The following is a 9,891-nucleotide window of genomic DNA, read 5'->3' on the forward strand; positions in this document are numbered from 1 at the left end:
TTGCGCGCCAACCGGTGCAGCCTCTTGCGGCTGCGGCCTGATCGCAGGGCTTGAACGAGGAAAGGTGAGCATAAGGTGCGTGGCTTGAACGGTGTGGGTTAGCATGAACGAGAAAATTGGAAAAATTCAGGTTCAAGCGGCAACGAGGACCCGGGTCTTTTTATGTTTTCGGTGCCTTGCTTCGCTCCCTCCTTCTCTCTCGGCCGGTTTCACATCACCTACAACGCTCTGTTTTCTCCAAAGAACGTCTCATGAACTCGAATCGATCTGCTTCTCCGTAAGGCACAATCCAAAAGATAATAGACCCATTCGATGGTCCTGAATCGCGTAACAACAGGTATTTTCGTGCCTCATTTGCTCCGTTATTTTCTTTAACGTGCCTAAAGTGTATTTTCGGTTCCCGGTTTTCTGTTTTTCTTAACCTGATCCAATGGGATAATCGTGCAAAGCTCCTGAAAAGAGAGTATCACATGTCTTACCGCGATCGGCTGGCGGCTTGACTGTCACGCACTAGAAGGGGATTCGAATTCCTCAGAACCCGGTAGCTACAAAGGTTGAAGTGGATTTGGGCTCTGCGAAAGTTGAGTAAGTTAGTTAATTATGCTGTCGTAGTTTGAAAAAAGTGGCCCACGATTTGTCTACAAGGGTTCCGTTGGTTTGCACAGCGTTGCTGTTGATGGTATTGGGGAGGCCTGAAATGAAGAAGAGGCTGTTTCGCAGCCCGCTCCTGCTGCAAAACAGCTTCCTTTTATAGGTGCTCGCCATTCACCATCTTGGTAACCCGGTTTTCCAGCTCAGTCTTCCGTGCTTCATACTGCTTGTCTGTCAGTTTTCCTTCTTCAAGCTGTGCGTCCAGCTTCTTGGTCATGGAGGATACCAACAGATCAATAACATCATCCACGTCTACATTTTGCTCTTCCGCGATGTCGGCTAAAGAAGACCCTTCTTTGATTGCCGACTTCAGCTCGTCGGCGGTCAAGCCGAGCAGTGTGGCCAGTTCCTGGCTGTTTCCGAACATGCCGCCGCCCATCATACCACCGCCCATCATGCCGCCGTGGCCATGGCCATGTCCCATGCCGAAGCCTTTACTTTCCAGCATTTTGGCAGCCATGTCCGCAAAGTCGGGAGTCTTGGCAGACTGTGAATCAGTGCTGCTATCAGTGCTGCTGTCGCCAGCACTTTCTTTGGGCGGGCGGTTCGCCGGCACATTTTCCTTCAGCCATGCTTCCAGCTTGGACTTGAGGTCTTCGGTGGAAACACCTTGCGCCTCCGCAATTTCCGCCAGGGTCTTTTCTTTTAGCTCAGACTTGAGCGTGTCCGCATCGAGGGACAGCCACTCCTGCAACTGGGTCTGCAGCTCGCCTGAACCAAAGCCGAAGCCTCCTCTCGGACCGTGTCCGCCTGCTCCCCGGCTGCCTTGATCAGCCGCTTTGTCTTGAACTGCCGCCGTTGTATCCGCCGCCTGCGCCGGTTGGGTAAACCAGATGCCGGCCCCTGTAAGTACGGCAAGTGCCATGCTGCCTGCCAGAATGGCTTTTTTCGTATTCTTGCTGTTCGGTTTTAAACGGTTGTTCATACTGCTGAAACGCCACCTTTCTGCTATGTTTTGTGGTACAGGACCTATCATAAAGCAGGAAAATGAGTCCAGTCTTAAACTCCGCTGAACGTTTGCTGAATGTCTTTATGGCTGTACTTTTCTAGCAGAATCCCCCTTGACCAGTGTGACATAAATCCGTTCATGCTCCACCGGCTGCCCTGCCAGAATATCGAGCAGCTGCCCGGCGGCTACCGCGCCCCATTTCCGTTTCGAGTAATCGATGGTGGAGAGGCGTGGCTGCAGGTAATGGGCCAGCTCGATATTGTCGAATCCGATTACATGGATATCGCGGCCGATTTCAAGCTCCGTGCCGGCCATTCTGTTGTAGAACCCAACGGCCATTTCGTCATTGAGGCAGAACACGGCGGCCGTTGCTTTGAACTCCGAGAGCACCCGCTCGGCGGCCTGCTCGCCGCCCGATTTCTCGAAGTTGCCCTGGATTTCGATGAACTCCGCCGTCCCGCTGCGCTCAACGGTCTGTCTGACCGCCTGCATCCGCTGCCAGGAATCGTAGGAGCCCTCGGGGCCGGTAACGGCGTAGAAGCGGCGGTGCCCGAGCTCGAGCAGGTATTCCACGGCCAGCGTGGCGCCTGCTTTGTTGTCAAGCAGCACCTGGTTCACATTCGGGTGGTTCAGCTCCCGGTCGAGGACGACAATTTTATGCCCACGCTCGGCATACTGCAGCAGCTCCTCACTGGAGAACGTCTGATCCAGCACGATCGCTCCGTCAATCATGCGCTCGGGCAGCATGCGGTGTGCTTGCTTGCCGCTGCACACGATCAGATCGTATCCCTTCCGGTTCAGAATCTCCTTGATGCCGTACAATAAATCACCGTATACGTCACCGCTGAAATCGGTCAGAAATACACCGATGATGCGGGTTTCCCTTTTCTTCAGGTTGCGTGCGGCCGCATTGGGCACATAATTCATTTCTTTGGCAATCGCCAGAATTCTGGCGCATGTTTCCGGCGTCACCTTGGTACTGCCGTTCAGGGCATAAGAGACGGTCGAAATGGAGACGCCCGCCTCCCGGGCAATATCTTTAATACTGACCATGGGTGTTCCTCCTCTATTTCCAAAAGGAAATGGCGATCGTGAAGAGATCGCCATCCTCAGCCAATCCTCCGGATGTTGATTACAGCGTGATTTCGATCCGGTTGCCATCCGCCAGACGGCCTTTGTCAAACTGCTGCCGCTTAATTCTCATGCCGCCTTCGCGGTAACGGTTGCCTTCCGGCGTCCATTCCAGGGCACTGCCGTTCAGGGTCACCGAGCGTTCAACGCCCTGCAGATGGTATATGAAGGTGACCGGTGTTTCCGCATAGGCGAATTGGAACTCCAATCCGTCCAGCCCGACGGGCAGCACCGGATCGATGACGAGATCGCCTTCGCACTGGCGGATGCCCAGGCAGCCCGCAATCAGCTGGTTCATATAGATGCCGGGACCGCTGGAATAAATCCGCCAACCGCCTTTAACCGGCGCGGAGCCGGCTTTCAGCTCTGCAAAGCGGTCCTGCGCTTCATAACGGGTCCGGAACTTGCCGTCTGAGCTGCTGAAGTACGCGTTGCTTTGCCGCAGTTCCGCATGCGGAACCGTGTGGCGGATGCCTACCGGGTTGATAACGCTGAGCCCGTGCCATGCCTCCTGTGCCCGGCCCAGCTTGGCCATCGCTTCCACGTAGCGGATATGGGCATGGACGTACTGCAGCCCGACTTCCCGTCCGAAATTGGCTGCCTGCTCCGCCCGTTTGAAATGCGTGCTGACGCCGCCGGCATATGAGGCTGGGCGGTTCATAAGGCGGACGCCGTCCGGGCACAGCAGCTGCTCGCGGATCAGCGTTTCGTGCGCGAGCGCCTGCTCCCTGGTCAGCAGCTCGCTGATCATGCTGCGTGTCATCGGCAACAGGCGGCAGGTAATGCCGGTCTCCGAGTCGGAAGGATGCAGCATCAGCTGGGGGCTGTCCGGATCTTCAAGATAGACGAAGCCGGGGATCACGTCCGAGCCGAGCATATAGCGCTCAAAATCGCGGCGGATGCCCTCCGCCATTTCGTGCAGCGGGGCCGCAGCTCCGGCTGACGGGGAAGCGTCCAGCACCGCGGCGAAACGGCTGACCGCCTGATAGGTCAAGGCCACCGTCCAGCTGCTGGCCATGTACTGCTTGAGCTGCGCATTGGCGGGCTGCAGCGTATCATCCCAATCCCCGTCCCCGTAGGCGGACAGATGTGTATCATGAAGGAAGTGTTCACGGATATATTGGATTTCTTTCAATGCATGCTCCAGCACAGGAGCTGTCTCCTGGATAAATTCAAAGGTATGCCGGTCCGTGTAGGGCACATTTTCCTCCAGAATACTGTAGTCCCGCGTTGCGGTCAAATAATCCCCGAGCACTTTGAGCGGCCATACGATAATATCGCCATGGCTCTCTTCCTGTTGGATTTTCGCATAGCTGTCGAACATGAACCATTGCGGCCAATTTCCCGTATCTTCGTACTGATGGCTGAAGACCGTCAGCAGAATGCTGCGGACCTCGGCGAAATTCTGGGTCGACAAAAAGTATTCCACAGGCCCCTGGCAGACGTCCCGTGTTCCCCAGGCCGCTCCTCCATACTGCTCCAGGCCGTGCGGGACGGTGTAATGGACGAGCATGTTGTGCGTATACCACCAGGCAAGGGTGTTAAAACGGAATAGATGATCCGTTTCGCGGCCGTTTTGCCGGAGCTTGAAGCTGTTCATGAGCGAACCCAGGTAGCGCCGGTAATCTTCCCGCGCTGTGTCCCAATCCTGTGCCGGGACAGCGGCTGCTCGCTTGCCGTACAGCATGGCTTGAACGATGAGCGTCCATTCGGGAGTGCTGCTCAGTTCAAGCGCAACAAGGGATGCACCGCCGGGGACTGCGCTGCTGTTCAGTATGCGTTCATCACCTGCTTCAAAGGCTGTCCCCTGCACCTGCAGGCTGTACTGCAGGTTGGGGTAGGCCTCCGTACTAAGCGCGGCCCGGTCGGCTCGGAAGACGAGGCTGTCGCCGGATTGTTCCATGTGGAACGTAAGTTCGTATTCATTTACATGCATGGAGATCTGCTGCGTGACCAGGAACCGGTAAGAATGCCCGCTTGCGGAGGTCACCTGAAGCTGTATATCAGGGGAATCCGTATTCGTACTGTTCGTTATAATCAGCGTATCCTTTTCCATTTTGTAATACCAGCGTACGTAATTAAAGCCGATCTCAAACAGGGAAGGGAGGGAGAGCAGCCGGTAAACGCCGTCCATCTCAACGTAAATGCGCTGCCCGGAGGCTTTTTGTGCATTTAACGGATTTCTGGCATGGGTGATCATTTTATTGAAATTCGTATTGCCCACCACAAGCTGGGAATTGAATATCCCGTACATGTAGCAGGTGGTTGTGACGATTTCCTCCCTGGAGCCGAGGTGCCCGCCCATCAGAATATGGCCGTGAGGGCGTTCAACACGCAACTCTTTGGCTGGCAGAACGACATGCTCATAGGTATCTGTAAAAAAGGAGAGCAGCTCGTCCCCTTCGCGCTCTTCTTCACGGCGGTTAGGGAAGAGGGCGTTAATCTCCTCTTCGCTCAGCGGGAGCGCAGACAGCGGCCCCGCTGCAGCAAGCGCTGTTCCGGACGGGGCTGGTGCCAGGGACATATCCGCAGGCAGTGCAGCGGCAAGGGTGAGAGAGGCGCTCACCTCTTCGCGGGCCTGCTCCAATACGTCTGTGAACTCGAGCGCCGTCACGGCTGCCGGATGGTCAGCTCTGTACAAGCCGTAGAACACAAAGCTCGCTTTCCCATTCAGGGAGACACGCTCGGATTGAAGCGCCGTATAGGCAAATTCATATTGATAGACTTCATTCGCCAGCGAGTCCATGGACAGGGCTTCCGGCTGATCCGTCTTTTTATACGAGAGGCCGAAGAACTGGAATCCGTCCGTGGAGAAAGCGGCCGCTCCCGTCAAGGAGCCTTGCTGCAAATAAGGGAAAGTCCCTTCCTGCGGCATATTCTGGCGTGAGCATACCGCATATCCCCGAATGTCGTCATGATAGACGGTATGGTCAATGTACTGGGACAAATACGCCTCGTTGCTGCGCACGGCCCCTATGCCGGCTATACCGACATCCTGTCCATAAATCAGGTCAACGGCCACCCCGCTGCCTTCAATTTCAACATCCCAGAACCAGACATCGCGGCTGCTCAGGCTGAAAATCACTTTATAGCTGACGTCTTCCGTACGGCCTTCCCACACGATATGATTCCGGTGCTTTCGCATCCGGCTGGCCGAGCGAACACCGAGCAGGGGAAAGGAGCGAATGCCGTCAGATCTATGAAGACGGAGATACAAATTGTTGAGAGAACCGTCAATCTCATTGGATAACAGCTGGTTGATCATCATGCTGCCGGAGCGAATCTGATAAATATCTCCGCTGTTCAGAAATTCAAAGGACAGATTGCCTGCCTGCAGGCGGGTGCCGGAGTCGGTGTACGTAGTCATGAGCTCATTCCTTTCTTTATTTCTCAAAGCGGAAGCTTCCTTCCAGGCAGTCTCTGTTATTAGGCTCCGCATAGACGGAAAACAAACTTTCGAAACGTTTCTATAATGGGGTTAAGTGGATTATATCTGCTTCCGAAAAGGGAGTCAAACGGAAGAAGAGTGGCTATTCGGCCGAAATTGAACCGTTTACAGGTTGATGTTTGTGTATATTTGCTCATTTCCCCATGTGTAAAAATATTTCCGAACCCTATTGAATGCGGTTTCATTTTGCTTTATAATGACAATCGAAACGTTTCTATAACAAGCCATCACAATAGATCGTACATGGATCAGGGGTTACAAGCATTTCCGGGCATCTTACTTCAATGCACAATCGGGAGGAATGGATATGTGGAAAAGAAAACTGGGGATCGTACTGGCCGGTTCCATGCTGATGATGGGAGCGCTCGCAGGCTGCTCATCCGGGAATACGTCGTCAGGAGCGGAGAAGGATGGGCAGACGACACTCACCGTGTGGGGGATGGGCGCAGAAGCGCAGGCGCTGCCCGATATAGTCACACATTTTGAAGAGGAGAATCCGGACATCAAGGTAGAGGTACAGGCTCTGCCATGGGATAACGCCCACGATAAGCTGCTGACAGCGGTTGCTTCGAAATCAGGTCCGGACGTGGTGCAGATGGGCACCTCCTGGGTTCCTGAGTTTGCCAGCGCAGGTGCGCTGCTTGATCTTTCGAAGTATGCCGGCCAGTATCCCGAGCTCGCGGAGGACAATTTCTTTGCCGGGGCGATTGCCACCACCAAATTTGAGGACAAAATGATTGCCGTGCCGTGGTATACGGAAGCGCAGATTTTGTTCTACCGCACCGATCTTCTTGCGGAAGTCGGTTATCCTGGAGGTCCGAAAACCTGGGAAGAGCTGTCCGATGCGGCGCAGAAGCTGGCTGCCCGCGGTGAAGGCAAATATGGCATTTCGTTCAACCCGAAGGAGCAGTCGCTTTCCTTCATGCTGGCACGGCAAAACGGCTCCAGGATTATGGATGAGCAGGGTAATCCGCTGTTTAATCAGCCGGAATTCGTGGAAGCCGTCGAGTATTTGAACAGTTTTTTCCAGAATGGCTCCAATGCGACCGATCTTGGCATTGATTCGGTGCAGGGACTTAAAGGGGAAGGTATTGCGCCGATGTTCATCAGTGGACCGTATATGATCAAGCAGATTGAAGAGCAGGCCCCCGAGCTGAAAGGTAAATGGGCGGTCGCACAGCTTCCGGCCAAAGAGAACAATACCTCCGTGCTGGGCGGCTCCGATCTGGCGATCTTCCAGTTCAGCGAGCATCAGGATGAAGCTGCCCGATTTTTGGCTTACATGAGCAAGCCTGAAACCCAATTGAAATGGATGGAGCTGGCGAGCGTGCTGCCGGCGAATAAGAAAGCATGGGAAGATCCCGGTCTTCAGGAAGACGCGAACCTGAAAATGATCCGCGAGCAGCTGGATCATGCCGAGCCGATGCCGCAGATTGCCGCATGGGAGGAAATTGCTCAGCAGTACCTGAAGAGCTTTGAGCGCATTTACCGCGGCGGGGCTGATGTGCAGACAGAACTGGATGCGTTCAACGAGCAGGCGGCGAGCATTTTGAAAAAGTAGGGGAGTATCCGGACTAAGCAAAGGAAGTGAATGTATGAAAGGGAGCTCGAAATTAGCGCCATATTTATTTATAGGCCCTTCGGTCATACTGCTTGCCGTGTTCTCGGTGGTGCCAATCCTGCTCGCGCTTGTCATCAGCTTCACGGATATGGATCTGTCAGGCCTGATCGATTACGGCAATATTCAGTTCATTGGACTGGAGAACTATAGCAATGTTTTGGCAGATCCCGCTTTCCATAAAGCGGTGTTAAATACACTGTTCTACGTAGTCATCGGTGTACCGCTGGTGCTGCTGTTCTCGCTGGCTGTGGCCATCCTGATTCATATGGGGGAATCGCGGCTGTTCAGCGCATTCCGCGTCGTATATTATTTGCCGTCCGTAACCAACGTGGTCGCGGTGGCGGTCGTTTGGAGTTATCTGTACAACCCTACACTCGGGCTGTTCAACTATCTGCTGTCAGAGTGGAATCTGGGAACGGTTCCGTGGCTGACCGAGCCGACGACGGCCAAAATATCGCTGATCCTGCTCGCGGTATGGAGGGGGATCGGGCTGAACATGATCATTTTCATCGCGGCGATCAAGGGAATTCCAAAATCCTATTATGAGGCGGCTCAACTGGACGGGGCCAACGCCTGGCAGCAGATTTGGTATATCACACTGCCGCAGCTGCGCTTCGCGATCTTTTTTGTCTCGATCACCACGATGATCGGCTGGCTGCAGTTTTTCGAGGAGCCGTTTGTTATGACCGATGGCGGCCCGCTCGATGGCACGATCTCGGCGGCTCTGTTCATTTACAACAACGGTTTCAAGTTTAGCAAGTTCGGTTATGCGGCGGCAGGGTCATTCGTGCTGTTCTTTGCGATTATTGCAATCACACTGATCCAGTTCCGTCTGCAAAATAAAACGGAGTCCTGATGGAGAGAGGTGATTCTGTGAAAATAGCAAAAGCGTTTCAATGGACGGTCGGCATACTCCTGACTATTGGCGGGCTGTTGATGCTGCTCCCCTTTGTATGGATGATCCTGTCTTCATTCAAGCTGGAAGCAGAAGTAAAGCAGATTCCGCCAACGCTCTGGCCGCAGCAATTCACGCTGGAGAACTTCCGCAATCTGTTTGACAATATGGCATTCGGGGTTTATCTGAAAAATACGCTGATCATCGTCCTGTTCTCGTTCATCGGCCTGTTCCTGAACGCGATGGCCGGATATGGCTTTGCCAAGTTCCATTTTAAAGGAAGAGGAGTCCTCTTTTATCTGGTGCTCGCTACGATGATGATCCCGGGACAGGTGACCATGATCCCTGTATATCTGATCCTCAACCAGTTGCATCTGACCAACTCGATGGCGGGCATCGTGCTGCCGGGACTGGTGGGGGCGTTTTCGATCTTTCTGTTCCGCCAGTTTATGACCACCATTCCGGACGAGCTGCTTGAGGCGACCCGTCTGGATGGAGCGGGGGAGTTCCGGACCTTTCTGCAGATTGTGCTTCCGATTTCGACGCCGATTCTGGCGGTGCAGGCCATTCTGACTTTTATCGGGGGCTGGAACAGCTTTCTGTGGCCGCTCATCGTTGCCAATGATGAGAAGCTGTATACCCTGTCGGTCGGTCTCTCTTTGCTGAAGGGACAGAACGAGAGCCAATTTGCGCTGCAAATGGCCGGATCGGCCTTCATGGTGGTGCCGATCATCTTCATTTTCATCATTTTTCAAAAATACATTATTGACAACTACACCATTTCAGGCATCAAGTAGAGTGAACGGTCAAGAGGCGGCATCCCTTCAAGGCGGTGCAGTTCCTGGTTGATCGCAGTTTTTTGCCGTTTACGAAAAAAAGCGGGGGTGCCATTCACGCCGTAATACCCGCCGATTTTGTAATCTTTTTTACGTCTGCAAGATAAGTGTTGGCCCTCAGGTCGGCCTCGAACTGCTGATTTTCGTACAGCTTGCTGTAGAAGTCCCAAAAGGCCTGCGGATTCTGCTGTAGATGGCTTTACCTGCGCTGCCTGCAAGGATGTCTACTGCTAGGGTTGACGCTGAATCAAAGCAGCCAGCTTTTTGCCAGCTTTCTTGCAAGAAGGGGATTCGCCCCCCTCAGAGTCTAGTAGCCCGAGTGAGATGGGTGTCTGTAGGCTGTGGTGTCTGGTGTCCGTT

6 protein-coding genes are annotated in these 9,891 nt (G+C 53.9%); 3 read left to right on the plus strand and 3 right to left on the minus strand.

Features of this window, described 5'->3' with window-relative positions; all coding sequences use genetic code 11:
• Positions 1-748: 748 nt before the first annotated feature.
• The 3 genes from ACE41H_RS24775 to ACE41H_RS24785 form a co-directional block, all read right to left on the minus strand.
• Positions 749-1,576: a hypothetical protein gene (locus ACE41H_RS24775; protein ID WP_375358242.1), complete on the minus strand. Its 828-nt coding sequence runs from the start codon at positions 1,574-1,576 to the stop codon at positions 749-751.
• A 105-nt stretch (positions 1,577-1,681) separates the two neighbouring features.
• Positions 1,682-2,653, minus strand: a complete 972-nt coding sequence (locus tag ACE41H_RS24780) for a LacI family DNA-binding transcriptional regulator (protein ID WP_375358243.1) — start codon at positions 2,651-2,653, stop codon at positions 1,682-1,684.
• A 79-nt stretch (positions 2,654-2,732) separates the two neighbouring features.
• The gene (locus ACE41H_RS24785) at positions 2,733-6,098 is read right to left on the minus strand and encodes a GH36-type glycosyl hydrolase domain-containing protein (RefSeq protein WP_375358247.1); all 3,366 of its coding nucleotides are present in this window, start codon (positions 6,096-6,098) and stop codon (positions 2,733-2,735) included.
• Positions 6,099-6,486: 388 nt separating this feature from the next.
• Here ACE41H_RS24785 and ACE41H_RS24790 point away from each other — a divergent pair, with 388 nt between their 5' ends.
• Genes ACE41H_RS24790 through ACE41H_RS24800 form a run of 3 tightly spaced genes read left to right on the plus strand, consistent with a single transcriptional unit; the run spans position 6,487 to position 9,492 of the window.
• Positions 6,487-7,740, plus strand: a complete 1,254-nt coding sequence (locus ACE41H_RS24790; RefSeq protein WP_375358244.1) for a sugar ABC transporter substrate-binding protein — start codon at positions 6,487-6,489, stop codon at positions 7,738-7,740.
• Positions 7,741-7,774: 34 nt separating this feature from the next.
• Positions 7,775-8,656: a carbohydrate ABC transporter permease gene (locus tag ACE41H_RS24795; RefSeq protein WP_375358245.1), complete on the plus strand. Its 882-nt coding sequence runs from the start codon at positions 7,775-7,777 to the stop codon at positions 8,654-8,656.
• On the plus strand, positions 8,656-9,492 hold the full coding sequence (locus ACE41H_RS24800) for a carbohydrate ABC transporter permease (protein ID WP_375358246.1): 837 nt from the start codon (positions 8,656-8,658) through the stop codon (positions 9,490-9,492). Before ACE41H_RS24795 ends, ACE41H_RS24800 begins: the two co-directional genes overlap by 1 nt.
• Positions 9,493-9,891: the final 399 nt, after the last annotated feature.

The sequence above is a fragment of the Paenibacillus enshidis genome (assembly GCF_042136365.1).
Classification (GTDB): Bacteria; Bacillota; Bacilli; order Paenibacillales; family Paenibacillaceae; genus Paenibacillus; species Paenibacillus enshidis.